The sequence below is a fragment of the Streptomyces sp. CMB-StM0423 genome, from assembly GCF_002847285.1.
GTDB lineage: Bacteria > Actinomycetota > Actinomycetes > Streptomycetales > Streptomycetaceae > Streptomyces.
Map to the genome: position 1 here is coordinate 2,479,965 of NZ_CP025407.1, position 25,668 is coordinate 2,505,632.

Sequence of the window (25,668 nt, forward strand, 5' to 3'; positions counted from 1 at the left end):
CTCCGATGATGCGCACGACTGGCTGAGCCGGCCCTCGATCTCAGAAGGCACGGTCCGTCCCGACGGACCGTGCCTTCTGCCATGCAAGGAATCCCCCTCTCAAGGACAAGGACGGCACATGACGACCGGACACTCTCCTGTCTCAGGCTTCTCCCCGCGGCGCAGGTCGCTGCTCATCGGCGGTGCCTCCGCCGCGGCGCTGTTCCCCCTGGGTCACACCGGCATCGCCGCCGCCGCCGAGAGCAGCAAGGTGGCCAGGGCCCAGGCCGAGTTCGACCTTGACAAGGACAACTACATCGAGTGGTTCCAGCCCGAGGACAACGGCGCCGGGGTCTCGCCTTCCTCTGCGATCTTCGGCCCGATGGACGTGACGGTGTTCCTCTGGATCAACCACCTGACGGGTCTCGGGTGGTTCGACGCCGTGGCGCCCTACCACGAGACCGCGGTCGGTGTGCACTCCCGGATTCCCCGCCGCCCGTCGAGCGAGTCCGCCACCAACCGGAACATGAACATCTCCTGTATCTACTCCCAGTTCCAGTTGGTCAAGCGGGTGATCCCGAGCCGGGTCCAGCCGATGCGGGACCTGCTGACGAGCATCGGCCTGGACCCCGACGACGACTCGATGGACCCGGCCAACCCGGTCGGCATCGGCAACATCGCCGGCAAGTCCGTCTTCGAGGCCCGCAAGAACGACGGCATGAACTTCCTCGGCTACGAGGGCGGCCGCAAGTACAACCCGAGGCCGTGGGCCGACTACACCGGCTACCGGCCCGTCAACACCGCCTTCGACGTGGTCAACCCCTCGCGCTGGCAGCCGCAGCTCCAGGCCCACAACGGCCGCCGCGTCGGCGGCGGCCCCGGCGACCTGGGCATCTGGGTGGCCCAGCACTTCGTCACCCCGCACATCCGGATGGTCAAGCCGCACATCTTCGACGACCCGCGCGACTTCACCGTCCCGCCGCCCAAGCACGTCGACCACACCCGGCCCCGGGACTTCAAGCGCTCCGCGGACGAGATCCTGGAGGCGTCGGCCGCGCTCACCGACGAGCAGAAGGCCATCGTCGAGGTCATGGACAACAAGATCTGGGGCATCGGCCACTCGGCGCTGGTCATCGCGCGCAAGCACGACCAGAACGGCGAGCTGGGCGTGCAGGGCTGGGCGCACTTCATCCTGGAGCACCTGCTGGCGACCTTCGACCCGCTGATCGCCGTCTGGAACCAGAAGGTCAAGTACGACGCCGCCCGGCCGGTCACCGTGATCAAGCACGTGTACGCCAAGAAGAAGGTGAAGTCCTGGGGCGGCGTCGGCATGGGCACCGTCGACGACATGCCCGCCGAGGAGTGGTTCAGCTACCTGCCGGTGGGCGACCACCCGGAGTACCCGTCGGGCTCCACGACGCTCTGCTCCGCGGCGTCCCAGTGCGCGCGGCGCTACTTCGGCTCCGACGAGCTGGACTGGAAGTTCACCTTCCCGGCCGGCTCCGGGCGGACGGAGCCCGGCGTCGTCCCCGCCAAGGACGTCGAACTGCACTTCCCCACCTGGACCGACTTCACGCAGAAGTGCGGCGCCAGCCGCGTGTGGGGCGGGGTGCATTTCAGCAAGACCATCGAGACGTCCATCGCCTTCGGGGAGCAGTTCGGCGACATGGCGCACGAGTTCGTGCAGAAGCACATCAAGGGTGAGGTCGGGGACTGAGCCCACCGCGGCGGCAGGCACCTTTTCCCCGGACCCGCGGCCTGCCGCCGCACCTCGGTATGCAGCCGGCCTCCCGGTACGCGCGACGGCGTGCGGCGCCGGGAGGCCGCCGCGGCAGGGACGCCGGGATCACGCCAACTGCCGCTGGAATTCCGCGAGTCTGGCCGGTTCCGATCGATCGTCATGTCACGCGCCGCCCCGCCGTGCCCGTCCTATGTGTGACCCCCCCTCAGGTACGACCGATGGCACACCAGGAGATGATCATGGAATCACGGAGCGCAGCCCCAGCGGGCGGGCCGGGCTCGGAAGCGCTCGGAGATCCCCGGCGGTGGCTCATCCTCGGCGTCATCTGCACCGCCTATCTCATGGTCGGCCTCGATATGACCGTGATGAACCTCGCCCTGCCGTCGGCGCAGGAAGCGCTGGAGTTCTCCAACTCCGACCGGCAGTGGATCGTGACCGCGTACGCGCTGCCGTTCGGCAGCCTGCTGCTCTTCAGCGGGCGGCTGTCCGACATCATCGGGCGTAAGGAAAGCTTCCTCATCGGGCTGACCGGCTTCGCCGGCGCCTCCGCCGTCGGCGGGGCCGCGACCAACTTCGAGATGCTGGTGACGGCCCGCGCCTGCCAGGGCGCCTTCGCCTCGATGCTGGCGCCCGCCTGTCTGGCGCTGCTGGCCACCACCTTCCACGACCCGAAGGAGAAGGCCAAGGCGTTCGGCATCTACAGCGCGGTCGCGGCCAGCGGTGCGGGCCTGGGCCTGATCCTCGGCGGCGCGCTGGTCTCGGCGCTGAACTGGCGCTGGTGCATGTACGTCAACCTCGTCTTCGCCGTCGTCGCCTTCGCCGGCAGCGTCATGCTGATGCAGCGGGAGCCCAAGACCGGGGCCAAGCTGGACGTGCCGGGCGTGGTGCTGGCCTCGGGCGGCATGTTCTGCCTGGTCTACGGCTTCGCCAACGCCGCCGACGAGGGCTGGGGCACGACCTCGACGTGGGGCGTCCTCGTGCTCGGCGGCGCGCTGCTCCTCGTCTTCGCGTTCTCGCAGACGCGCGCGACCAACGCGCTGCTGCCGCCCAGGATCCTGCTCGACCGCAACCGCGGCGGCGCGTACTTCACGGTGCTGCTCGTCGGGACCGGCATGTTCGGCGTGATGCTGTTCCTGATCTACTACATGCAGACCAACCTCGACTACTCGGCGATCACCTCGGGCGTCGCGCTGCTGCCGATGGTCGTGTGCACGACCGTGGGCGCGAGCGCCGGCGCCATCAGGCTGATGCCGAAGTACGGCCCCCGGCCGCTGGTCACCTTCGGTCTGGTGCTCAGCGCGCTCGGCATGGCCTGGCTGACCGTGATCGGCGTGGACTCGGGCTACGTGACCCACCTGCTCGGCCCGCTCATGGTGGTCGGCCTCGGCATGGGCTTCATCTACGCCGCGGCGCTGCGCACCGGCACCTCGGGCGTAGAGCCCAGGGACGCGGGGATCGCCTCGGCGTGCGTCAACACCGGCCAGCAGCTCGGCGGCGCGGTCGGCACGGCGCTGCTCAACACCATCGCCGCCACCGCCACCGGCAACTGGCTGGAGAGCAACGTGCAGGGGCAGCCGTCGCAGAGCCAGCTCGACCTCGCGGCGATCGACGGCTACACCACGGTGTTCTGGTGGTGCACCGCTCTCTTCGTGATCGGCGCGGTCGTCGCCGGTCTGATGCTGCGCGGCGGCCCGCTGCCCACGCCCGCGGAGGGGCCCGCGGAGGAGAAGGCGGACGGGAAGCCGGAAGAGCTGTCCGAGGAGACGAAGACCGCGTAATCCTGAGGCGCACTGCGCCCAGACTGCAGCTCAAGCGGCTGGTGATGCCGGGGTGACCCGGGTATCGCCGGCCGCTTTCGCTTGGGCCGGGAACGTCCGCCGGCCGACCTGTCCTCTCCAGCGGCGCACAGTCGATAAGGAACCGATGATGACGACGTCCGGAAGCTCCTCCGTCCCCGGCTTCTCCCCACGGCGCAGGTCGCTGCTGCTCGGCAGCGGCTCGGCCGCGGCGCTGGCCACCCTGGGCCACGCGGGTACGGCCGCCGCCGAGCCAGGACCGGCGGCGGAGCCGCCGCCCGCCTTCGACCTCGACAAGGGCAACTTCGTCCGGGACCTGCTCACCGTGGCGGGCGACTCCAGCGGGGAGACGCAGGACCTCGGCCCCGCGGACGTCACCCTCATCTTCTGGATCCAGGACGTCATGCAGACCGCCTGGTTCGACGCGCTCGCGCCCTACCACCCGACCGCCGTCGGCGTGCGCACCCGGCTCCCCCGCCGCCCCGCCGGCGAGTCCGAGACCAACAGGAACAAGAACATCGCCGGGCTGTACGCCACGTACCAGGTGGTGAGCGTCGCCTACCCGGAGCGGGGCTACATTCTGCGCGGGCTGCTGGAGGCGATCGGTCTCGACCCCGACGACGAGTCGGAGGACCCGGCGACCCCGGCGGGCATCGGCAATCTGGCCGGCAAGGCCGCCGTCGCGGCCCGGCGGCAGGACGGCATGAACTTCCTCGGGGACGAGAACCGGAAGTACCACCGCCAGCCCTTCGAGGACTACACCGGCTACGAACCGGTGAACACCGCCTACAAGCTGGTCAACCCGTCGAGGTGGCAGCCGGCCAGGACCCCGCACCGCCGCCGCGTCGGCGGCGGCCCGGGCGACAAGGGCATCTTCACCGTCCAGCACTTCGCCACCCCGCAGCTCCGGCTGGTCCAGGGCCACACCTTCCGGGACCCCGGCCGGTTCGAGCTGGCGCCGCCCGACCACAGCGACCACACCGCACCGGGCCGCTACAAGCGCGCCGTCGACGAGATCCTCGGCGCCTCCGCCGCGCTGACCGACGAGCAGAAGGCGAAGGCGGAGTTCTTCAGCAACAACTACCAGGGCATCCTGCTGGCGACGAGGGCCGCGGCGGTCGCCCACGACCTGGACCTGGACGGCTGGGTGCACCTCTACATGACGAGCTCGGTGGCCCAGCTCGACAACCTGATCGCCTCCTGGCACCTGAAGCACGCGTACGACGCCGTCCGGCCGTTCAGCGCGGTCCGGCACGTGTACGGCAGGCAGAAGGTGCGCGCCTGGGGCGGTCCGGGCAAGGGGACGGTCGACCTCCGCGCCGACGAGTGGGCGGGCTACCTGCCCGTGAACGACCACCCCGAGTACCCGTCCGGCTCCACCGCGCTCTGCGCCGCCATGGCGCAGGGGGCGCGGCGCTTCCTCGGTGACGACGTCCTCAAGTGGACGTACACCTTCAAAGCCGGCTCGACGCTGACGGAGCCCGGGCTGGTCCCGGCCCGTGACGTCGAGCTGAACTACGGCACCTGGACCACCTTCGTCCGGGACGCCGCCCTGAGCCGGGTGTGGGCCGGCGTGAACTTCACGAAGACGGCCGAGAGGTCCGTGGAGTTCGGCAAGCAGTTCGGCGACCTCGCCCACGAGTTCGTGCAGCGGCACGTCTCGGGCGAGGCCGAGGACTGATCGCAGCAGGTTGCGCCGGACCTCCTCCGGCCAATTCACGCTCCCGCGTGCGCACAACCCTCCGACACATCTGACCACGCACACCAAAGGGGATGACAGTGACCAACCTGATGCTGCTGCCGGACGGAATGCGCCGCTGGTCCAAGGCGAACGGCGTGTCGCTCGACGACGGCTACAAGGCGATGGCGGACAAGCTCGTCGAGTTCATGGACTGGGCGAGGGAAGACGGCATCACCACCCTGTACATCACCACCTCCTCGGCCGCGAACTTCAGCCGCCCCGAGCCCGCGGTGACGACGTTCCTGGTCGCGTTCAACGACGTGGCCCGGCGCACGCACGACAACTGCCGGTTCGACTTCTCCGGGTCGCTCGACCTGGTGCCCAAGAAGTACCTCACCGAGCTGGAGAACCTGCGGGACGAGTCCAACAGGGAGGCGGGCTTCACGCTCCACTACATCATGGGCATGTCCCTCACCGAGGAGGTCATCCAGCTCTTCAACAGGCTCAATGGCAAGGTCCCGGAGCTGACCGAGGAGATCCTGGCCGAGAACGCCTACGTCCCGAAGCAGGTCGACTTCCTCATCCGCACCGGCGGGGCGATCCGGATGTCGTCCTTCTTCCCGCTGATGTCCCCGTATGCCGAACTGCACTTCTCCCCGGTCCTGTTCCCGGACATGACGCGAGCCGACTTCGACACCGCGCTGACCGACCTGCGGGCGCGGGAACGGCGCTACGGGAACTACCCGGCATAGCGCACCACCGCACGACTCGGGCGAACAACGGCCGACTCCGGTCTCCCAGGCGTGGCCCGACCCCCCACGGGCCCCGCCTGGGACGTGCAACGCATCCTCGCTAGGGACAAGGAAGAAAATACGATGACGTCCGGAAACTCCTCCTCCGCAGGCTTCTCCCCAGGTCGCAGGTCGTTGCTGCTCGGCGGCGCCTCGACCGCCGCGCTGGCGACCCTGGGAACCGGCACCGCCGCCGCGAGCCAGGGCACGGGACCGGCGGCGAAGCCGGCCGCCGCCATCGAATTCGACTTCGACACCGGCAACTTCCACCGGGACCTGCTCAGCACGGCGGCCAACCCGTCCGAGGAGCCGCTCGGCCCGATGGACGCGACCGTCCTCGTCTACCTCACCCATCTCACGATGACCGCGTGGTTCGACGCGCTGGCGCCCTACCACCCGACCGCGGTCGGCCGGCACACCCGCATCGCCCGCCGCCCCGCCAGCGAGTCCCACACCAACCGGAACAAGAACGTCGCCGCGCTGCACGCCGCCAACGTGGTGTTCGCGTCCGTATTCAAGGAGCGGGTGGCGGCCTTCCGGCAGGTCATGACCACGCTCGGGCTGGACCCCGACGACCAGTCGACGGACCCGAGCAGCCCGGTGGGCATCGGCAACCTGGCCGCCAAGGGCGTCCTCAAGGCCCGCGCCCGCGACGGCATGAACCTCTTCGGCGACGAGGGCCGGAAGTACCACGGGCAGCCCTACGAGGACTACACCGGCTTCGAGCCGGTGAACACCGCCTACAAGCTGGTCAACCCGTCGAAGTGGCAGCCGGCCAGGACCCCGCACCGCCGCCGGGTGGGCGGCGGCCCGGGCGACAAGGGCATCTTCACCGTGCAGCACATGGTCACGCCGCAGATGGGGCTGGTGAAGCCGGACACCTACCGGCACCCGAGCCAGTTCCGGCTGGCCCCGCCGGACCACCTCGACCACACCGACCCGCGCCGCTTCAAGCGCTCGGTGGACGAGATCCTGGAAGCCTCCGCCACGCTCGACGACGAGCGGAAGGTGAAGACCGAGTTCTTCGACAACAAGTTCCTGGGCATCGGCCAGTCGACGAAGGCCGCGGGGATAGCCCACGACCTTGAGCTGGACGAATGGGTCCACCTGATCTACACCAGTTCGCTGGCGCAGGTCGAGGACCTGATCGCCGCCTGGCACTTCAAGGTCAAGTACCAGGCCCCCCGGCCGTTCTCCGCGATCAGGCACGTGTACGGCAAGCAGAAGGTGTCCGCCTGGGGCGGGCCCGGCATCGGGACCGTGCACGACATGCCCGCCGACGAGTGGACCAGCTTCATCCCCGTGGGCGACCACCCCGACTACCCGTCCGGCTCCACCACGCTGTGCGCCGCCGAGGCGCAGGCCGCCCGGCGCTTCCTCGGCGACGACCGGCTGGACTGGACCTGGCCCATCCCCGCCGGCTGGACGCTGACGGAGCCCGGGATCACCCCCTCCGAGGACATGGAGCTGCACTACGACACCTGGACCGAGTTCGTGAAGGACTGCGGCTACAGCAGGGTCTGGGCCGGGGTGCACTTCAAGACCACCGTCGAGCGGTCCATGGAGTTCGGCACCCAGTTCGGCGACCTCGCGTACGAGTTCGTCCAGCGGTACATCAAGGGCGAAGTGAAGGACTGACCGCCGCTCGCGCCGGCGGTCACGCCGGGACCGGCCGGGCAGGGCGCGTACCACCGCGACCTGCCCGGCCGTTCACTCCGTACCGGGCATCCTCAGCGGACGTCGCCGTCGAGGCCGGCCACGAACGCGCGCAGCTCCGCCCACTGGGCGTGCAGCGCGTGGTCGCCGTCCCCGAGGGGGTCCTTGAAGAAGAAGGCCAGCGGCGTCAGCGGGCCCGTGCGCCCCGCCGCGTGCGCGGCCAGGGAGATCCGGGCCAGGTCGAGGACCAGCGGCGCGGCGAGCGCCGAGTCGCAGCCCTCCCAGGTGAACTGCAGCCGCATCGGGGTGCCGAGGAAGCCGCCGAAGGTGATGAGGTCCCAGGCGGTCTTGAAGTCGCCGATGTCGGCGACGTAGTCGATGTGGGTGTCGCCTTCCGGCGCGTAGCCGAGGGTCTCGCGCAGCACGCGCTGCTTGCTGACGGACTTGGCCGCGTTGGCGCCCGGCTCGGCGAGATTGGCGCCGTCGCCGCCGCCGAGGAGGTTCAGGCCCGACCACGAGCGGACCGCGAGGTTGCGCATCGCGAACATCGGGGCGAGCACCGACTTCAGCAGCGTCTCACCGGTCTTGCCGTCGTGGCCCGCGTACGGCAGGCCGCGGGCGGCGGCCAGTTCGTCGAGCGCGGGCAGCCGCGCCCCCGTGGAGGGGGTGAAGTCGACGTACGCGCAGCCGGCGGTGAACGCCGCGTACGCGTACAGGGAGCTGGGCGGCAGCACCCGGCCGGGGGCGGCGAGCGCCGCGTCGAGCGCCGCCAGGTCCGCGTGCGCCGGGTGCGGCTCGGCGGCGGGCTCGGTGGAGGCGACGTTGACGACGACGACCCGCTCCAGCGCGTGCCGCTCGGCGAACGCCCCGATGTCGGCGGCGACCGCGGCGGCCGTCTCCGCCTGGGTGCCGCCGGCGGGCGCGTGCCGCACCTCGGCCTCCGCCTCGGCGAGGTCCGCCTCCAGCGCCTGTACGAGCCGCGCGGGCACCACGCCCGCGGTGGCGAGCTGCTCGGCCTTCTTGGCCACCGTGCCGGTGTTCACGTCGTGGCCGCCGAAGACCAGGTCGCCGAAGCCCGGCAGTACGCCGGCGGCCAGGTCCGGGTGGGCCGTCACACAGCCCACGGGTTCGGTCAGGCCGGCGCGCAGCGCGAGCCCCCCGATGACGGCGGTGGTGGCGACCGACCCGCGGGCGCCGATGAACCAGATGCCAACTCGCATGAGACCCCTCCGTTACGGACACGTGCGGACAGAACCGGTGCGCACCGCGCACGATTCGGGCGGACACGGGCGAGGGCCGGGCCGACGGCTTGGCAGCCACGGCACCGGCCCCTGGGCAGACGCCCGGTCGTCGATCAGCCGATCTTGACGACCTCTCCCTTGTCCCAGTCGCCTGTGGTGCCCGGAGGCCACCACAGGCTCTTGTTGGTCACGTAGATCGAGCCGTCGCGGCCCGCGAGGAAGCCGTGCGGGAAGAACAGCTTGCCCTTGCCCAGCTCCGTGCGGGTGCCGTCGCGGCCGATCTGGATGACGCTGCCGCCGTCGTCGTCGGGCGACGGCAGGAAGCCGGTCGAGGTGAACTGCGTGACGTAGAAGTCGCCGTTCTTGCCGAAGCCGCAGCCCGTGATGGCGCTGAAGCCCCGCTGCCAGACCTCCAGGTCACCACTCCACGGCTCGTAGCGGTAGACCTTGGCGGCCTTGGCGCCCTCCTCGCCGGTGTTGCCGTGGCCGGTCAGCTCGCCGACGTACACCGCGCGGTCCGGGCCCTGGGCGACGCAGGTGGGCACGGCGTCGGAGCCGGCCTGGCTGAGCGGGAAGCTCGTGAGGATCTCGACGTTGCCCCACGGGTCGATCTCACCGAGCACGTTCGCCGCGGCGTCCACGTAGTAGAAGCCGCCGCCCTTCTTCGGCGTCAGCGAGTACGGGTTCGTGACGTCGAAGTCGGGCGTCGGGTCCGGGTTCTCGTTGATGTAGTCGTAGTCGGCCGCGCCCGGCCGGGCGGCCACCCGCGGCTTCTTCGGGTTGGTGACGTCGAGCAGGGTGCCGACGTACGGCTTGAGCTTGTTCCGCAGGCCGTCGGAGAGCCACGGGTCGGTGGGCAGGGTCTGCGGCGAGCCCGCCTGCAGCGTGTACAGCCGGCCCTGGCTGTAGGCCAGCCCGTTCGGGCCGATCATGTCCTGGAGGTTCAGCGCCGAGGGCAGGTTCTCCACGATCCGCTTCGGCGTGCCGTTCGTGATGTCGGCGACGGAGCCGGTGTGGCCGAAGCACTTCATCTCGAAGACGATTTCCTCCGAGACCATGTTGCACTCGGACGGCGCCGTCAGCGGCGGCGTACCGGTCTCGGAGACCAGCAGCCGTCCCCCCGGGCCCCAGGTCAGGGAGCGCGGCGAGTACAGCCCCTCCGCGATCACCTCGACCTCGGCGTTCTTGCCGAGCGTGCCCGAGCCCCTGCCGTGGTCGGCGGCGGCCACGGGTCCTGACGAGCCGGCCGCCACACCGGCGAGCGTTGTCGCCGCTGCCGTGGCGAGCAGCATCCGACATCTTGCGAGACGACGCATCGAGCTCTCATCTCCTCTTGAGTGGGGTGAGGTACTGCTGGGTGACCACGTGCGCGACCGGGGGCCGGCCGCCGCGGCAAGGGAGTCGTCGACCGGTCACCCGGTCGACGACAGCCTTTCCGTCACGGACGGCGGCCGGGGTCAGCCGATCTTGACGACCTCGCCCTGGTCCCAGCGGTTGGTGGTGCCGACCGGGTACCACACGCTGTTGTTGGTGACGTAGATGGAGCCGTCGGGGCCCGCGAGGAAGCCCTGCGGGGCGAAGAGCTTGCCCGCGCCCAGCTCGGTGCGGGTGCCGTCCTTGGCGATCTGGACGACGACGCCCTGCGGGTCACCGGGCGGCGGGAAGCCCGTCCGGTCGAACTGGGTGACGTAGAAGTCGCCGTTGGCACCGAAGCCGCAGCCGGAGATGGTGGCGAAGCCGCTCTCCCAGACCTTCAGCTCGCCGGTCTTCGGGTCGTACCGGTAGATGTTGGCCGCCTTGTTGCCGGTGTTGCCGAAGCCGGTGAGCTGCCCGGCGTACACCGCGCCGTCGGGGCCGACGTCGACGCAGGTGGGCACGGCGTCGGCGCCGTTCGGGGCCTTCGGGAACCACTTCAGGATCTCGACGTTGCCCCGGCGGTCGATCTCACCGAGGATGTTCGCGGCCGCGTCCACGTAGTAGAAGCCGCCGCCCGGCTTCGCAGCGAGCGAGACCGGGTTGGCCGTCGGGTCCTCGGAGACGAGGTCCGGGTTCTCCTGCATCCACTTGTAGCTGGCCGCGCCGGGGTTGGCGACCGCCCTGACCTTCTTCCCCTTGACCTCAAGCACCCTGCCGTACTGGTTCTTCAGGGTGTTGCTCAGGTCGCGGGGCAGCCACCCCGGCAGCCCGTTGCCGTGGCCCGCCTCCAGGACGTGCAGCTTGCCGTCGGCGTAGACCATCGCGTTCGGGCCGACGACCTCGGCGTTGTTCACGTTCGAGGCCAGGCCCTCGACGATCCGCTTCGGCTTGCCGTCGGTGATGTCGGTGATGGCGCCCGTGGTGCTGAAGCACTTCGCCGTCATGATGTCGGCGTTGTCACAGAGCTGCTCGATCCCCCCCGCCTCGGAGACGAGAAGCCGCCCCTCGGGCGTCCAGATCAGGTCGCGGGGCGAGTGCAGCCCCTTCGCGATCACCTCGACCGGGGCGTCGCCGGACAGCGTGCCCGAGCCCTTCTCCGCCGCGGCCACCTGACCCGACGGCCCGGCTGCCACACCGGCGAGAGCCGTCGCCGCCGCGACGGCGAGCGGCACGCGGAACCTCTTCAGACTACGCATCTTCGCCTGTTCCTCCGTTTCGATGTTTCTGTTGCACCCAGACAAGACGCGTTGAGAGAAGGCTCCTCGCCAAAGCCGTCCGGCGCACGTCGAAACAGCCGGCGGCGCAATGAGCATCGGCTACACGCGTTTGATGGGAAAATTGCGTTCGACTGGCGCCGGGCCGCGGCCGCCCACCCCGCGGGCGGTGACCGGAAGGCTCGTGGCCGATGGCTCGTTCCGCACCCGGGAAACGCGGTTACGGGAAAGTGAGCCCGTGAACTACCGCCCTCGGCCGGCCAGGGGGAAACCCCGGCCGCCGGCGCACGCGCGGCGGTGCCGCGGCGGGCAGGACGGTCGTCCGGGTGGAATCAGTAGAAGAGGCGGTACGAGCCGAGGGATGTCATCGGCTCGACCGACAGCGGCTCCGAGATCCACTCGTTCTTCAGGCCGTTCATCGCCTCCTGGAAGGCGGGCATGGTGAGAAGGGGGTTCTTCTCGTCATCCGCCAGATCCACCACGAGAACGAGGGTCCGCCCGTCCGCGAGTTTGCACCAGGAATAGCGGACGCCCTCGGGCTCCGCTTCCTCGATCGCCGCGAAGAGTTCCTTCGCAGCCTTCTCCGCGGTCTCGACCTTGTCTTCCTTGATCTTGGCACGGAACATGCGGACGCTCATGCGGAATCTCCTTGGTAAACGCGCACGCCGCCGGTATCGGGCGGCGGTGTGGTTCAGGGTTGTTCTTGGAGTTTGTCGTGGAGGATGCGGGTGAGTTCGACGCGGCGGGTTTTGAGGGTGGCGGTGCGTGGGAGTTGGGCGAGGGGGATGTGGACGGGGTCTGTGAGTTGGGGGTAGTCGCGGGTGGCTTGGTGCCAGCGGTGGGGGTCGACTGGTTCGTCGTTGCGGGTGCAGATGATGGGGACGGGTGTGTTGCCGGGGCCTTGGACGATGGCGAGTTCGACGAGTTCGTCGAGGCGGTCCAGGACGGTGTCTTCGATTTCGAGGCTGGAGCCGATGCCGGGGATGGTGTCGATCTCGCGGTCGAGCATGTGGAGGCAGCCGGCGCGGGTGCGGTAGCCGATGTCGCCGGTGCGCCACCAGCCCTGGTGGACGTTCTCGTCGTAGCGGTCCTGTTCGCCGTGGTAGGTCTTGGCGATGCCGTCCCAGCGGACTTCGATGAACCCGGGGTTGTCCGGGGTGACCTGGCGGCCGTTCTGCGAGGTGACGCGTACCTTCGCGCTGCCGGGGAGGGCGAAGCCGACGCACCGCCCGTCCATCTCACGTGCGTGACGCCGGTAGTACGGGCGGCCGACCGCGGGGCCTACTTCGGACTGGCCGTAGATCTGGAAGAACTGGGGGGAGCGGCGGCGGGAGGCGTCCAGCAGGCGGCGGACGGTGCGGGGGTGGATGGCGTCGAAGGTGGAGGAGAAGTACTTCACCGACGCGAACGGCCGCCGCGGGTCGTGCACCAGCCCCTCCCACGCCAGGAACGAGTTCGGGAGGGCTTCGATGAGGCCGGGGCGGTTTTTGAGGAAGAAGGTGGCGACGGCTTCGGGGTCGTGGTTGTTGACCAGGAGCGTCGGCATGCCTTTGAACAGCACCAGTGCCATCGCGGCGAACAGGCGGGAGTGGACGAAGGGGATACTGATCGCGGCGGTCTCCCGCCGGGGCATCACCCCGAGCATGAACAACTGCGGCCGCAACCTGGTGCGCATCGTCCGCGCGGTGTGGACCACCAGCTTCGGCAGACCCGTCGTCCCCGAGGTATGCGTGATCATCGCCGGCTCGTCCAGCCCGGTGAACACCACCGCGACCCCCGGCGAACCCTCCAACTCGCCCAGCGCCGCCACCGTGATCACCGAAGCGGTCAGCTCATCGAGGTCCTCGCCCGCGAGGAGGCCGTGTTTCGCGGCGTCGGTCAGCAGGCGGGGGCGGCCCAGGCGCTGCATCAACGCCGCGACCGTAGGGGCGTCGAGGGCCGGGGAGAGCATCACCGGTATCGCACCGAGCCGCGCGACGGCGGTGCCCAGGATCCAGGAGTCGAAGTTCGGCCGCTTGTAGACGACCACATGCTCCCCCGCCCGCACCCCCGCCGCCGCAAGGCGGGCAGCGAGGTCGGAGACGTGGTAGGCGAGTTCGCTGACCGTGATACGCCGTCCCGCCTCGGGCAGCACATCCAGATCGTGATCCAAAGTCAGCAGCACCGACCCGTGCCTCGCAGCAGCACGCTGCGCGAGAACACCTATATACAAACCACGCTTGTGCACCGGACTCCCGCTCACCAGGCCACCACCTCAACCAGCCCCGAAACACCCGACCGACACGCGCAACACACCACCCCGAGCTCACGCCAAACCAGCATCCGGCACCGCACTTGGCCACCACACAGCAACGACTTGGCGTCCACTTGGCGGCTGCCGTCAGGAGTGTGCCTTCTCCGCCTTGTCCGCCGGCTTCGCGCCGAAAGCCGGTGCGGGCAGCGGGCCGGAGCGGATGAGCAGACCGCAGATCACGGCGCCCGCCGCGAAGAGGCCGGCGCACCACCAGAACACGGTGACGTAGCTGTCGACCGCGGCCAGTTGGAGCAGTTCCTCGGTCGGCGGCTTTCCCTGGGAGTGCTCCTTCACGTAGTCCGTGAGGGCGCTCGCCGCGATGGTGTTGAGCAGGGCCGTGCCGAGGGAGCCGCCGAGCTGCTGGCCGACCTGGATGCTCGCCGAGGCGATGCCCGCGTCCTGCGGCTCCACGCCCGTGGTGCCGGTCTGCAGCGCCGCGGCGAAGATGAAGCCCATGCCGAAGCCGAGGACCAGGATCGGGCCGAGGAGCGCGGCGGCGTAGCTGGAGTCGACCTCCACCCTGGTCAGCCAGACCAGGGCGCCGGCGTTGAGCGTCAGGCCCGCGATGACCAGCGGCTTGGGACCGTACTTCGGCATGATCTTGATGTTGCCGATGTTCACCGCCACGGCGGTGAACACGACCATCGGCAGCAGGGCGACGCCCGAGGTGATCGCCGAGTAGTCCAGCGTGGTCTGCATGTAGTAGATGAGGAAGAGGAAGAAGCCGAAGATGCCGGCGCCGACGAGCAGCATCAGCAGATAGGCCCCGGAGCGGTTGCGGTCGAGGACGACGCGCGGCGGCAGCAGGGGGTGCGCCGCGCGTGCCTGCCAGGCCGCGAAGGCGACGAGCAGCACGCCGCCGGCGACGAGGAAGCCCCACGTCTGGGGGGTGCTCCAGTCCTCGTTCGCGGCGTTGGAGAAGCCGTAGACGATGCAGAACATCGCCGTGGACACCAGGACGACGCCGGGGAAGTCGAGCTTCGTCCGCATGGCCTTGAGGGCCGCGTTGCGGCCGAACGGCAGCCCGGCGCCCAGCAGCGCGACGCCGGCGAAGAGCAGGTTCACGTACATGCACCAGCGCCAGGAGAGGCCGGAGGTGAGCGCGCCGCCGATGATCAGGCCGAGGCCCGCGCCGCTGGCCGCGACCGCGCCGTACGCGCCGAACGCCTTCCCCTTCTCCTTGGGGTCGGTGAAGGTCGTGGTCAGCAGCGTCAGGGTGGCGGGCCCGAGCAGCGCGGCGAAGACCCCCTGACCGACGCGGGCGGAGACGAGCATCTCGAAGCTGTTCGCGGCGCCGCCGACGGCGGAGGCGCCGGCGAAGCCGATCAGGCCGACGAGGAAGCTCCGCTTGAGGCCGAAGAGCAGGACGAGCCGGCCGCAGAAGAGCAGCAGGCTGCCGAACGCCGCGGCGTACGCGGTCACGATCCACTGCCTGTTGGCGAGCGAGAACCCGAGGTCCTCCTGCGCCGACGGCAGGGCCAGGTTCATGATGGTCGCGTCCAGCACGACCATGAGCTGTGCGACGCAGATGACGACGAGGATGAGCCACCGCTTGGGGTCGGGCTCTGCCGCTCCGGCAGCTCCCGGGCCGGGCCCGGCAGCAGCGTCCGCGCTCTGTGTTGCCACGATCTTCTCCTTGTCGCGTGTGACGGACGTGCGTCCTCAACCCTCATGACAGGGGCGGCGGGGGGAATGTGACCCGAGGCCGAGCCGGACATTTCGTACGGGCTGGGGGGCGCGGCGCCGGGACCGCGGGCGGTCCGGCGGGGCGCCCGGCGAGGGGGCGGCGTCCGGTGGGCATCGTGTCCGGAGCCGCTGTCCCTCCCCGTCGTGCTGTTGTCGTGCTGTGCTGCCGTGTTGCCGTGCTGCGTTCGTGCTAGCCGCGCCGGGTGCCGCCGTGGGCGAGGACGCGCGAGAGCACGTCGCCCAGCGCAGCCGCCGGATCGGCTCCGGCGGACGCGCTCCGCCAGGCCACGTGGTGGTCGGGGCGCACCAGGACGGCGCCCTCGTCGGTGATCTCGCGGACCGCCGCCCACCGGCCGTCCGCGGCGGCGTACTCGGCGCCGTCGCCGATGCGTACCGCCGTCAGGGGGATCGAGAACTTCTCCGCCGCCTCCGCCGCCGCGTCGCACCACGCCTTCCCCTCGGGGCCGGCGATCAGCACGAAGCCGCCGCCGCGGCCGACCAGGTCGTGGGTGGACAGGCGCTCGCCGTCCCGCTCGATCCAGGCGTGCGGGAGCATGTGCCCGGGCCGGGTGGTGGGGTGGTACGTGTTGCCGAGGGGCGCGCGGGGCGGGGGCGCGGTGCCGTCCGGGACGAGCGCGCCGTCCTCGTACGCGAAGCCCACCTCCAGGTCGTGCGCCTGGCACTCGGAGCGGTGGGTCTGGAAGATCTCCGCGGCCCGGGCCCGTACGGCCGTGCCGACCGGGGAGGGGTCGAAGTAGGCGGAGAACACCGCCGAGCGGCGGTCGACCGGGATGTGGGCGCCGAGGCCGATGGCGGCCTCGGTCACCACCTTGTGGTGGAACCACGTCGACAGGCCCCAGTCGACATTCCGCTTGCCGACGGCGCGGCGCTCGGTCTCGTAGGAGTCGAGGAGGCTGTCGTCGGCGCGGCCGGCGACCACGGCGGCCAGCTTCCACGCCAGGTTGTGCACGTCCTGGACGCCGCCGTTGAGGCCGAGCCCGGTGGTGGGCGGCTGGCGGTGCGCGGCGTCGCCGACGATGAGCACGCGGCCGTGGCGGTAGCGGTCGGCGAGCACGCCCTCGACGGTCCACTGGCTGATCCGGTGCAGGGTCAGCTCCAGGTCGGGTACGCCGAGGACCTCGCGGATCCGGGCGGTCATCGCCTCCGGGTCGTCGCGGTCGGCGTCGCCGGGGTTGAAGTGCAGCGCCCACTCCTCGCAGCGCTTGCCCCAGGTGGGGCCCATCTCCATCAGCGTGCCGGAGAGGTCGGGGCGGTAGGGGTTGACGAACCAGGTGATGATCGTGCCGTCGTGCCACCACGGGGAGAGGTCGGCGGTGAGGTACGCGGTGGTGACGTTCAGCATGCTGGGCACGCCCTGCATCTCCACGCCCAGTTCGGCGCCGATGGTGCGGCCGCCGTCGGCGGCGACGACGTACTGCGCGGTGACCGTCGTGGTCTCGCCGGTGGCGACGTCGCGGATCTCGGCGACGACGCGGTCGCCCTTGTCGGAGAAGGTGGTCAGCTCGTGGCCGAAGAGCACCCGGCCGGGGTTGTCCCGCTCGGCGCGGCGGCGCAGCATCGGCTCCAGCCGCAACTGCGGGAGCTTGGCGGGCAGGACGGGGCCGTGCTCCGCGTAGACCTCGGTGAGGGCACCGCCCCCGAAGGCGTCCATCTCGTAGATGACCTGCCCGTCCAGCCGGCCGTCCCCGGTGAGGGAGGTCTGCCAGCGCACCCTGCCGAACATCTCCGGCGGCGCCGACAGTTCGTGGACGGAGTCCACCAGCCCGTGCTGCCGGAAGATGTCCATGGTGCGTTGGTTGAGGTAGTGGGCGCGCGGCAGCCTCGACGTGTCCGTGTGCCGCTCGACCAGCAGGTGCTCCACACCCTGGTCGGACAAGAAGATGGACGCGGACAGGCCGCAACCGCCGCCGCCCACGATCAGAACCGGAACTTCGATGGCTTCCATGCTCGGCCTTCCATGAGGTGACGGCTCAGGCAGGACATCGGGGGATCCCGGGCAGTCCCCGCCCGCCGCCGAACCGCAGGAAGCGGCAACCGAGACCGAGCGCTGTCGTCATCCCCACGATCAGGAAGCAGAGCTTCCGGATGAGCCTCCTCGACACCGTCATGCCGACGTCTCTCTACCGATGCTGCGTGGTCTCAGCATCGGCCGGGCGATTTGGCTGGCACTATCCAGCGGGTTGGCGCCGGCTTGGCGGCGCCGGCGGGACAGCCCGCCGACCAGCACCGCGAGAAGAAGTCCTTGATCGTCGGTCACATTTCGCGGCCGCCAACTGTCAAGTGATTGAGGCTCGCTGCTGCCCCCGACCCGAGAAGGGAAAAGATGGACAATACGTTCCATCTTCCACCCCGCTCGGCGCGGCAGGACCTCGCGGTACGGCCCCCGGACGCCCCCCGTGCGCGCGGCTGCTCCCCCGCGGCCCGCGCCGGCACCGGCGGCCCACCGTTGCCGGTCCGGTCCGCGGCACCCCCCGAGCCGCGGCCGCCGGCACCCCAGGGACCGATTCCGCTTTCGCTCTCATTGCAAAGGACCGGCCGCCCCGCGGGACCGGCACGGAAGATTTAATTCACCGCACCGGGAAATCGGAAACGACGGGAGAACGTCCGGTGACGCGTCGCCCGCCGGGGTCGGTTCCGCGGCGTCGGTGACGTCTCGGCGAACGGCGGATTATTTCGCCGGGATAATCGTCTGAACCCGGCACGGGAAAGGTGAGGGTCCGCATCCGGACGGGCCCCTGACCGGCCCGGGAGCGGTATCCGTTCGTTCGCCGCGGACCGGGATGAAATTTCATTGCCGACTTTGCCGGACTTGCCGTCCGCGGGGCCGTCCCCGCGGACGGCCCGCGGACGGCCCGTACACCAAGATCCGCCGTCACGCTCTGCTACGCGCCGGTCGGAGCCCGGCGGTGCTGACACGAGGTCTACGACGGTGGCGCGGACAGGCCAAAAACGGAGCTGAGAATTCCGCGAATTTCCCACCCTCCGCACCCCCGCCCACCTGGGCGGCAACCTCTCCGAGGGAGTCCGGGCGAAGGTCGGGTCGATCTTGCAAAAACGTCCCGGCAAGACTCTGGCTAGCAACTTCCTGCCATATCCCGGCGGATGGCAGGACCTTGCCGCTCCGGCCCGGACGCGGTAATCGATCAGACCTTCGACGTGCGGGAACACCCGGATACGGGGTCAGGAAGGCATCACCAGCGCGGGAACCGTGTTGACAACCCCCCATTGCGATGTTGAGATCGAATAGCCGGGGAGAAAAGCGTCGAAGCCCCCACATCGATCGTTGCTCTCGGTGTCCGGCGGCCGTTGATCCATTGCGTTGTGTATCGGCCGCGTAAAACCGCGGTCGGCATTGCCGGGCCTTGACTGGATTAGCGTTCACGGCTACGCTGACCCCCGGCCAGTCTCGGGGGACTGGACAACAAACACGGGGGCAGCAGAAATGCTAATGATCGACGCAGGTCCGGATCCAGGCCACTGGCCACGCGGTCGGCTAGAGAACTCCTGGCCGCCATATCCGGCAAAGGTCGAATTTCGCGAAACTCCAGTTGAGATTGCTGCTTTTCGGCGGCAAATCCTTTCGGCGCCTACGCTCTCCGACGCGGCGCACGTCGTCTCCGCGGACCGCCTCGTGACCCGGCAGCGCACACCCCCCGCGCCGCCCCACGGGCGGTCCGCTGTCATGCCGCGGTGCGGGAGCGCTCCGCAGAGCGCCGCGCAGCACCACTCGCGTACACCGCACGGAACGTACGGTGACCGGATCCTGCTTGGCGGTACGGCCGGCAGCCGGGCCAGGCCGATACCCGGCCCTGGCCAGGCGCCCCGGAAAAGGCGGTGAGATGTTGGGAGTTCAGAGATGACGAACGACAGAACCAACGTCGACACGATGGTTATCGGCGCTGGATCGGGTGGAAGCTGCCAGTCCCATTCGGAGGGCGGGCAGCGTATGGGAACGGGCACCGGAGATGCGCGGCGCATCGCGGAGCTGGAGCGTGAGGTTCAGGAACTCCGCCGCGCCAACGAGATATTGAAGGTGTATTTCGCCAAGGAACTCGACCTCGAACTCGAATCCACTCCGTCCGCCCTCGTCGTCGGAACGCCCAGCGCTCCGACCCTGCCGGAGGCGCCGCCGTCCGCGCCCCCGACGCCGTCGCGCCCGATCCGCTGGGGCGCCGCGCAGCCGGCCATGACCCCCGACCCGTCCCGGCCCATGGCGGAGTTCCGGGCACTCGGCCCCATCGAAGCCGTCGTCGACGGCCGGTTGCTCGACCTGGGCGCCCCGAAGCAACGCGCGCTACTCGCCCTGCTGGTCAGCAAGGTCGGCCAGCCGGTGGCGGTCGACGTCATCGTCGAGGAGCTGTGGACCGGCAATCCGCCCCCCTCGGCGATCACGTCACTGCAGGCGTACGTGGCCAACCTGCGCCGCGTCCTGGAACCCAACCGCGCCCCGCGCACCCCCGCGACCGTGCTCCGCACCTACGGTCGCGGCTACCTGCTGGACAACCACGTCGTCGAGGTCGACGTGCGCCGGTTCAGCGAGCGCGCCGGCGCCGGCTGGGAGGCGCTGGACAGGGGCAAGCCCCAGGAGGCGCTGCGTGAATTAGAAGCCGGTCTCATGCTGTGGCGGGGTCAGGCGTACGCGGAGGTGGCCGACACCACCTACGTACGGCCCGAGGTCGCCCGGCTGGAGGAGCTGCGGCTGTCGGTCATCGAGGGGCGGTGCGCCGCGCTGCTCGCGGTGGGCGCCCACGAGATGGCCGTGGCGGAGCTGGAGGCGTTCACGCAGGCGCATCCGCTGCGTGAGTACGGCTGCGAGCTGCTGAGCCTGGCGCTCTACCGGGCCGGCCGGCAGGCCGACGCCCTCGCCGTGCTGCGCACCAACCAGCGCAGGCTGGCGGAGGAGCTGGGGATCGATCCCCGGCCCGCGCTGCAGCACTTGGAGAACGAGATCCTCAACCATGCGCCCGCGCTCGACTGGCGGCCGCGCCCGGGCGGTGGTGCGTGAGATCGCCACATCGCGATCTCTTGGTGTGCTCGGGCATCCGCACAGTGTCCGAAATGCCGAAGCGGCCCGGGGAGTTCCTCCCCGGGCCGCTTTTTTTTCGTTCCCTGGCCCCGCCGCGCCGCACCCGTCCGCGCCGCGTCCCGCCGCTCACTCCGGGGCCCGCACCAGCCCCGACTGGTAGGCGAGGACGACGAGTTGGGCGCGGTCGCGGGCGGCCAGCTTGGTCTTCGCGCGCTGCACGTGGGTGCGTACGGTCAGCGGGCTGACGACCAGCTCCGCGGCGATCTCGGCGTTGGACCTCCCCTGCGCAACCAGCACCGTCACCTCGCGCTCCCGGGCGGTGAGCACCGCCAGGTCCTCCGGTACGGCGCGGGCGGTGCCCGGCTCGGGGGTGGCGAGGAAGCGGGCGATGAGCGCGCCGGTGGCGGCCGCGGAGAGCAGCGCGTCTCCTGCGGCGACGGTGCGGATGCCGTCGATGAGTTCGTCCGCGGAGGCGTCCTTGCCGAGGAAGCCGGCGGCGCCGGCGCGCAGCGCGCGGGCCACGTGCTCGTCGGTCTGGAACGTGGTGAGGACGAGCACGCGCACCTCCGCCAGCTCCGGGTCCGCGCAGATCGCCTCGGTCGCGGCGAGGCCGTCGGTGCCGGGCATGCGGATGTCCATGACGACGACGTCGGGTCGGTGTACGCGGGTGAGTTCGACGGCCTCGCCGCCCTCGGCGGCCTCGGCGACGACCTCCAGGTCGGGGTACGAGTCGAGGAGTATCCGGAACGTCGCCCGCAGCAGGGCCTGGTCGTCGGCGAGGAGGACGCGGACGGTCATCGGGGATCTCCGGAGGGCTCGGTGGTCTGCTCGGTGGTCTGCTCGGTCGGCTGCCCGGGCACCGGGGGGACGGGGGGCTCCTGCCGTACGGGCAGGGGCAGTTCCGCGGTCACCGTGAAGCCGCCGTCCGGCCGCGGGCCCGCGCGCAGGCTGCCGCCCGCGGTGCGGGCGCGCTCGCGCATGCCGATCAGCCCGAAGCCGCCGCCCGGCGGCGGTGGCGGCCGGCCCGCGCCGCCGTCGTCGCTGACGCTGACGGTCAGCCGGTCGTGCGCGTACGCGAGCCGCACCCGGGCCTTGCCCGCACCCGCGTGCTTGGCGACGTTCGTCAGCGCCTCCTGCACGATCCGGTACGCGGTGAGGTCGAGCCCCGGCGGCAGCGGCCGCTCCGCGCCCTCGGCGGCAACGCTGACGGGCAGCCCGGCGGAGGCGAACGCGGCGACCAGCTCCGGCAGCCGGTCCAGGCCGGGCGCGGGCTCCAGCGGCTCCCCGGAGCCGCCGGGCAGGCCCGGTCCATCGGGCCCGTCCGGTCCCTCCGGGTCGCCGGGCTGGCGCAGCAGGCCGACGGTGGCCTGGAGTTCGCGCAGCGCCGCAGAGGTCGTGCCGGTCAGCTCGCCGAGGATCTCCCCGGCCTGGTCCGGCCGGGTGCGCGCCAGCCGGGCGGCGGTGCCGGCCTGGGCGTGTGCGAGCGCCATGTGGTGGGCGACGACGTCGTGCAGCTCGCGGGCGATGCGTACGCGCTCCTCCGCGACCCGGCGGCGCGCCTCCTCCTCTCGCGTGCGCTCGGCGTGCTCGGCGCGCAGGTGCACGGCGTCGAGGTACGCCCGGCGCGCCTGGACGGCGATGCCCGCGAGCACCGGCAGCAGCAGCCAGAAGACGGGGCCGACCGATTCCTCGGCCCAGTCCTGGCCCTCGTTCTCGGCGAGCAGCGCGACGGGGACGACCATGGCGAGGACAAGGGCGTAGTGGGCGTAGACGGTCCGCTGCGGAGCGCGTACGGCCAGCTCGTACAGCGCGAGGACCGACGGCGCCAGCAGCGGCAGCGAGAGCGGGTAGCCCAGCCCCGCGGACGCGGCCCCGCACACGGCGGTGGCGACGACGACAGGGCCCGGGTGGCGGCGCCGCCACAGCAGCGGGACCAGCGCCGCGGCCACGAGCGGCTGCCCGGCGGCCCAGCCGTGGGCGGCGCCGGCGTGCTGCCTGCTGGTGACGGCCGTCACCAGCAGCAGCAGGGCCGCCTCGACGAGGCGGGGGTGGCGGTCGGTGAACCGCGACCAGGTGGGGAACACGGTGTTCTCCCCTCGGGTGGACCGGCTCGTGGTCGTACGCGCCGGGGCCGGCCGCCGCACCGCGGTGCGGGCAGCCGACCCTACGGCCCGGCGCGTCAGACGCGCGTCAGGTCGTGGCCCGGCCCGCCGTCAGGGACCGGCCGCGGTCCCGGCGTCCCGCGGCCCAGCGCCTCGCCCTCCACGTCGACGCGCGGCAGCAGCCGGTCCAGCCACCCGGGCAGCCACCAGGCGCGCTTGCCGAGCAGGGCCAGCACGGCGGGCACGAACGCCATACGGACGACGACGGCGTCGAAGAGGACGGCGACGGCGAGCCCGAAGCCGATCATCCTGATGACCTGCTCGCCGCCGGTCATGAACCCGGCGAAGACCGCCATCATGATCACCGCGGCCACCGCGACCACCCGGGCGCTGTGCCGGAAGCCGCTGACGACGGCCGCGCGGGCGTCCTCCCCGTGCACGTACGCCTCGCGCATCCGGGAGACGAGGAAGACCTGGTAGTCCATGGCCAGGCCGAAGACGATGCCCACCAGGAAGATCGGCATCATGCTCATGATGGGCCCGGTCTGCTCGACCCCGAACAGCCCCGCCAGATGCCCCTGCTGGAAGACGGTGACGACGGCGCCGAGCGCGGCGAGCACCGACAGCAGGAACCCGAGCGCGGCCTTCAGCGGCACGAGCACGGAGCGGAAGACCAGCAGGAGCAGCAGGAACGCCAGGCCGATGATGGTCGCCAGATACGGGACCAGGGCGTCCTGGAGCTTCTGGCCGACGTCGATGTTGAGCGCGGTGGCACCGGTGACCTCGTACGTCGCGCCGGTGGCGGCCTCGGTCGCGGCGCGCTGGCCGCGGATGTCGTGGACGAGGTCCTTCGTGCGCTGGCTGGTGGGCGCGGTGGCGGGGGTGGCGGAGAGCACGGCGGTCTCGCCGGGCTCGTCGTAGCGCGGCGGGGAGACGGAGGCGACGCCTTCGGTGGCGTCGAGCGCCGCGGCCACCCCGGCGACGGCGTCCCGCGGTTCTGCGGCGCCGCGGGCGTCGACGACCACGGTGAGGGGGCCGTTGAAGCCGGGACCGAAGCCGGCGGCGAGGGCGTCGTAGGCGCGGCGCTCGGTGGTGGAGGTGGGCTTGGCCTCGTCGCCGGGCATGCCGAGGCGCAGATCGGCGGCGGGTACGGCGAGGAGGCCGAGCCCGGCGACGGTGGCGAGGAGGACGGGGACGGGCCGGCGCAGGACGAAGCGGGCCCAGCGGACGCCGAGGGGTGTACGGGCCGAAGGGCCCGTCCGGTCCGCGGAGTCGGTACGGTCCGCAGGGCTCGTACCGGCCGCAACGCCCCCGCCCCCGGGCCCCGTACCGGCCGCGGCGGCCCCGCTCCCCCGCCGCTTCCGCTTCCGCTCCCGCCGTGCCAGCACCGCGTCCGGCCACCACCCCAGCAGCGCCGGCACCAGCGTCAGCGCGACCAGCACCCCCACCAGCACCGCCCCCGCCGCGCCCAGACCCATCTTCGTCAGCATCGGCACCCCGATCACCGAAAGACCGGCCAGCGCGATGACCACCGTCAGCCCCGCGAACACCACCGCGGAGCCCGCCGTGCCCGTCGCCCGCCCCGCGGCCTCGCGCGGCTCGTGGCCGGCGGCCCGCTCCTCGCGGTAGCGGGAGACGACGAAGAGCGAGTAGTCGATGCCGACCGCGATCCCGAGCATCATCGCCAGCTCGCCGACCGTCGAGGACAGCCCGAGCGCGCTGCCCAGCGCCATGATCGAGCACATGCTGACGCCGATCCCGGCGACTGCGGTGAGCAGCGGCAGCCCGGCGGCGGCCAGCGAGCCGAAGGTGACGAGCAGCACCACGGCGGCCACCGCGATCCCGAGGACCTCCCCGATGCCCGCCGCTTCCCCGGACTCCACCGCGCTGCCGCCCGCCTCGACGGTCAGCCCCGCCTCCCGCGCCTGGGCCACGGCGTCGTCGAGCGCCGTCCTGGCCGCGTCGCCGACGTCGTCCTCCGCGACCTCGTAGGTGACGGTGGCGTACGCGGTCGTCCCGTCGTCGCTGACGCCGCCCTGCCCGTCGAAGGGGTTCGCCGCCGCGGCGACCTGCGGTGCGCGGGCCACGTCCGCGACGAAGGCGTCGACCGCCGCGCGGCCCGTACCCCCGGTGATCTTCTCGCCCTCAGGGGCGACGAAGACGACCCGGGCGTCCGCCCCGTCGGCCGCGGCGCCGGGGAAGCGCTCGTCGATGAGGTCGTACGCGTGCTGCGCCTCGATCCCGGGCATCGAGGAGGAGTCGTCGGGCGGTTCTCCGGCGCTCGTCGCGCCGAGGAACGCGGCGCCGAGGACGGCCGCCCACAGCAGCGCCACGGGCAGGCGCCGGCGGAAGGCGAACCGGCCGAGCCGGTACAGGAAGGTCGCCATGGGAAGGGGTCTCCGCTTCTGGGGTCTCGAAGAACCCCTCCAGCGTTTCCGCCGGGACCCCGTGCCGTCGTCGTCGCCCGTACGGCACTTCCGCGTACTGAAAAGCACGTACGCCGCCGTTCCCCCTCCGCCGCGGGGATGACGCCCGCGGACGCGAACGGGGTGACGGGCGGCCGCCCGTCACCCCGGTGTACGGGTGCGGTCAGCCGAGCCGTTCGCCGTAGACGTGGTCCACGGCCATCTTCATCAGCACCCGGCGGTCGGAGACCATCACCGCGCGGTACTCGTCCCAGTCGGGGTGCTCCCCCGCCGCGGCGCGGTAGTAGTCCACCAGCGCCTCGACCTCGGGACCCCGCGGGTCGGTGCCGGGTCCGACGAGGGTCGCGGTGCCCTCGGCGGTGGCCCAGGAGCGGCCGTCGCGGGCGGTGACCTCCAGCGCGGCGCGGGCGTCGCGGCGCAGGTTCGCGGTCTTCGCCCGGCCCTCGGTCATCGAGACGTACAGGACGCCGGAGTCCGGGTCGTAGAAGGGCATGACGGGCGAGAGCTGCGGGCGGCCGTCCTTCTTGATCGTGGCCAGCACGCCGAGCCGGCTCTCCGCCAGCAGCGCGCGGGGGTCGTACGAGGTCGTGGTCATGTCC

17 protein-coding genes are annotated in these 25,668 nt (G+C 71.2%); 6 read left to right on the plus strand and 11 right to left on the minus strand.

What is annotated here, in order from left to right; genetic code table 11:
* Positions 1-118 precede the first annotated feature (118 nt).
* From CXR04_RS10460 to CXR04_RS10480, 5 genes are all read left to right on the plus strand, one after another.
* Positions 119-1,696, plus strand: a complete 1,578-nt coding sequence (locus tag CXR04_RS10460) for a DUF6851 domain-containing protein (RefSeq protein WP_199850434.1) — start codon at positions 119-121, stop codon at positions 1,694-1,696.
* Between the two features lie 263 nt (positions 1,697-1,959).
* Positions 1,960-3,498 carry an MFS transporter gene (locus CXR04_RS10465; protein WP_234380156.1) on the plus strand — a complete coding sequence of 513 codons (1,539 nt, stop codon included), beginning with the start codon at positions 1,960-1,962 and terminating at the stop codon, positions 3,496-3,498.
* Between the two features lie 148 nt (positions 3,499-3,646).
* On the plus strand, positions 3,647-5,197 hold the full coding sequence (locus CXR04_RS10470) for a DUF6851 domain-containing protein (RefSeq protein WP_199850435.1): 1,551 nt from the start codon (positions 3,647-3,649) through the stop codon (positions 5,195-5,197).
* A 92-nt stretch (positions 5,198-5,289) separates the two neighbouring features.
* Complete coding sequence (locus CXR04_RS10475; protein ID WP_234380157.1) at positions 5,290-5,949, plus strand: undecaprenyl diphosphate synthase family protein; 660 nt, start codon at positions 5,290-5,292, stop codon at positions 5,947-5,949.
* Positions 5,950-6,072: 123 nt separating this feature from the next.
* A complete protein-coding gene (locus tag CXR04_RS10480; protein ID WP_234380158.1) occupies positions 6,073-7,626 on the plus strand; it encodes a DUF6851 domain-containing protein in 1,554 nt (517 codons plus the stop codon).
* Between the two features lie 92 nt (positions 7,627-7,718).
* Here CXR04_RS10480 and CXR04_RS10485 read toward each other — a convergent pair whose 3' ends face one another.
* The 7 genes from CXR04_RS10485 to CXR04_RS10515 form a co-directional block, all read right to left on the minus strand.
* A complete protein-coding gene (locus tag CXR04_RS10485) occupies positions 7,719-8,864 on the minus strand; it encodes an inositol-3-phosphate synthase (RefSeq protein WP_101421573.1) in 1,146 nt (381 codons plus the stop codon).
* A gap of 134 nt (positions 8,865-8,998) precedes the next feature.
* Positions 8,999-10,201 (minus strand): ScyD/ScyE family protein, encoded by a 1,203-nt coding sequence (locus tag CXR04_RS10490; protein ID WP_101421574.1) that lies wholly within the window; start codon positions 10,199-10,201, stop codon positions 8,999-9,001.
* Between the two features lie 141 nt (positions 10,202-10,342).
* On the minus strand, positions 10,343-11,497 hold the full coding sequence (locus tag CXR04_RS10495; protein ID WP_159072302.1) for a ScyD/ScyE family protein: 1,155 nt from the start codon (positions 11,495-11,497) through the stop codon (positions 10,343-10,345).
* 350 nt (positions 11,498-11,847) lie between these two features.
* Positions 11,848-12,153: a hypothetical protein gene (locus CXR04_RS10500; RefSeq protein ID WP_101421576.1), complete on the minus strand. Its 306-nt coding sequence runs from the start codon at positions 12,151-12,153 to the stop codon at positions 11,848-11,850.
* A 53-nt stretch (positions 12,154-12,206) separates the two neighbouring features.
* A complete protein-coding gene (locus CXR04_RS10505) occupies positions 12,207-13,757 on the minus strand; it encodes a class I adenylate-forming enzyme family protein (protein WP_324841395.1) in 1,551 nt (516 codons plus the stop codon).
* A 138-nt stretch (positions 13,758-13,895) separates the two neighbouring features.
* Complete coding sequence (locus CXR04_RS10510) at positions 13,896-15,434, minus strand: MFS transporter (RefSeq protein ID WP_267898185.1); 1,539 nt, start codon at positions 15,432-15,434, stop codon at positions 13,896-13,898.
* A gap of 250 nt (positions 15,435-15,684) precedes the next feature.
* Positions 15,685-17,460, minus strand: a complete 1,776-nt coding sequence (locus CXR04_RS10515; RefSeq protein ID WP_101421579.1) for an FAD-dependent monooxygenase — start codon at positions 17,458-17,460, stop codon at positions 15,685-15,687.
* A gap of 2,001 nt (positions 17,461-19,461) precedes the next feature.
* On the opposite strand from CXR04_RS10515, the gene CXR04_RS10520 reads away from it, so the two are divergent.
* Positions 19,462-20,520: an AfsR/SARP family transcriptional regulator gene (locus CXR04_RS10520; protein ID WP_101421580.1), complete on the plus strand. Its 1,059-nt coding sequence runs from the start codon at positions 19,462-19,464 to the stop codon at positions 20,518-20,520.
* A 147-nt stretch (positions 20,521-20,667) separates the two neighbouring features.
* Here the strand turns inward: CXR04_RS10520 and CXR04_RS10525 are convergent, their stop codons facing one another.
* From CXR04_RS10525 to CXR04_RS10540, 4 genes are all read right to left on the minus strand, one after another.
* Positions 20,668-21,339: a response regulator transcription factor gene (locus CXR04_RS10525; protein WP_101421581.1), complete on the minus strand. Its 672-nt coding sequence runs from the start codon at positions 21,337-21,339 to the stop codon at positions 20,668-20,670.
* A complete protein-coding gene (locus tag CXR04_RS10530) occupies positions 21,336-22,625 on the minus strand; it encodes a sensor histidine kinase (RefSeq protein WP_101421582.1) in 1,290 nt (429 codons plus the stop codon). The genes CXR04_RS10525 and CXR04_RS10530 overlap by 4 nt, the downstream gene beginning before the upstream one ends.
* Positions 22,626-22,720: 95 nt before the next feature.
* Positions 22,721-25,030, minus strand: a complete 2,310-nt coding sequence (locus tag CXR04_RS10535) for an MMPL family transporter (protein WP_101421583.1) — start codon at positions 25,028-25,030, stop codon at positions 22,721-22,723.
* A 202-nt stretch (positions 25,031-25,232) separates the two neighbouring features.
* Complete coding sequence (locus tag CXR04_RS10540) at positions 25,233-25,664, minus strand: PPOX class F420-dependent oxidoreductase (protein WP_101421584.1); 432 nt, start codon at positions 25,662-25,664, stop codon at positions 25,233-25,235.
* Positions 25,665-25,668: the final 4 nt, after the last annotated feature.